Origin of the sequence: Synechococcus sp. BA-120 BA3, from assembly GCF_034931285.1 — a bacterium.
Classification (GTDB): domain Bacteria; phylum Cyanobacteriota; class Cyanobacteriia; order PCC-6307; family Cyanobiaceae; genus Cyanobium.
On record NZ_JAYGHZ010000173.1, the window covers coordinates 1 to 1,447 of the forward strand.

2 protein-coding genes are annotated in these 1,447 nt (G+C 76.1%); both read right to left on the reverse strand.

The window, feature by feature from the left end; translation table 11 throughout:
* Positions 1–875: PhnE/PtxC family ABC transporter permease (locus VB737_RS07010; RefSeq protein ID WP_500312205.1), on the reverse strand; the 875-nt coding region annotated here is incomplete at its 3' end.
* The coding region (locus VB737_RS07015) for an ATP-binding cassette domain-containing protein (protein WP_500312206.1) at positions 872–1,447 on the reverse strand (576 nt) is incomplete at its 5' end. The genes VB737_RS07015 and VB737_RS07010, both read right to left, overlap by 4 nt.

The following is a 1,447-nucleotide window of genomic DNA, read 5'->3' on the forward strand; positions in this document are numbered from 1 at the left end:
CCGAGGGACCGGCCCACCACGACGCAGAGGGGCAGCAGGGCCACCAGGGCCAGCAGCATCTCGCGGCTGCGCTCGCCCACCCCCCGCCGGGCCAGCACGAACCGGCCGGGCACCAGCCAGCGCCGCCGCAGCAGGCTGATGCCCGCCTCCAGGGCCAGCATCACCGCCAGCAGCAGCCACAGGCCGCTCCAGAGCTCATGGAACTGCAGCGACTGCAGCGTCAGCTTGAGGTCGGTGCCCAGACCCCCGAGGCCGAACACCCCCAGCAGGGTGGCGCTGCGCAGGGCGCACTCCAGCCGGTAGCCGCCGTAGCTGAGCACCCCCGGCAGCAGGGCCGGCCCCAGGGCCGTGAGCAGGGCCGCCGGCGCCGGGGCGCCCGCCGCCCGCAGGGCCTCCAGGTTGGCGGTGGGCAGGGCATCGAGCAGGTCGGACAGCACCCGCGCCACCAGGGCCCCGAAGGGCAGGGCGATCGCCAGCACCGCCACCGCCGGCTGCAGCCCCACCAGCTGCAGCAGCAGCAGGCCCCAGATCAGCTCATGGATCGCCCGGGGCAGGGCCAGCAGGCGGCGGATCAGCTCCGCCGGCAGGGCGCTGCCTGTCAGGGTGCGCCACACCGTGCGGGAGCTGCACACCCCCAGCAGCAGGCCAAGCACCAGGCTGCCGGCCCAGCCCAGCAGGGCCATGCCGGCCGTCACCCCCAGCCCCTTCAGCAGCGACGCCAGCACCACCGGATCCAGGGAGGGCGTCACCGCCGCCGCCAGGAAACCGCCGATCAGCTCCCAGCCGCCCCCATGCACCAGCGGCGGCAGCAGGACGGCCAGGGGCACCAGCACCAGGGCCGGCAGCAGCATCAGCAGCGGCGGCGCCGGTTTCAAGGGGCCACGCCGGGCGAGGTGCCCCCGTAGAGATCCGCCAGCAGGTCGGGGGTCACCTGCGCCACGGGCCCGTCGAACAGCACCCGGCCGTCCCTGAGGCCGACGGCCCGATCGAAGCCGGCGAGGAGGTCGGGGCGGTGCAGGCTCAGCAGCAGGGCCCGGGGGGCCACGGCCTGGGCCAGCAGCAGGGCCAGCAGCTCGCCGGCCAGACGCGGATCGAGGCTGGCCAGGGGTTCATCCGCCAGCAGCAGGGTGGGCTCCTGGCGCAGCAGGCGAGCCATCGCCACCCGCTGGCGCTGGCCGCCGGAGAGGGCCGTCACCGGCTGCTCCAGCAGGGCCGGATCCAGATCCATCGCCCGCAGGGCCGCCGCGCAGGCCTCGGTGTCGAGGGGCAGCAGCAGGTTGAGCAGGGCCCGGGGCCAGCCCCAGCGGGCCAGGCGGGCGGCGTTGAGGTTCTGCTGGACGGTCAGCTCCTCGATCAGGCGCAGGTCCTGCCAGAGGGTGCCGATGCGGGCCTGCTGCCGCCGCCGGCCGCGGCGGGAGCGGGCGGGGGCCTGCCCCTCCCACAGCAC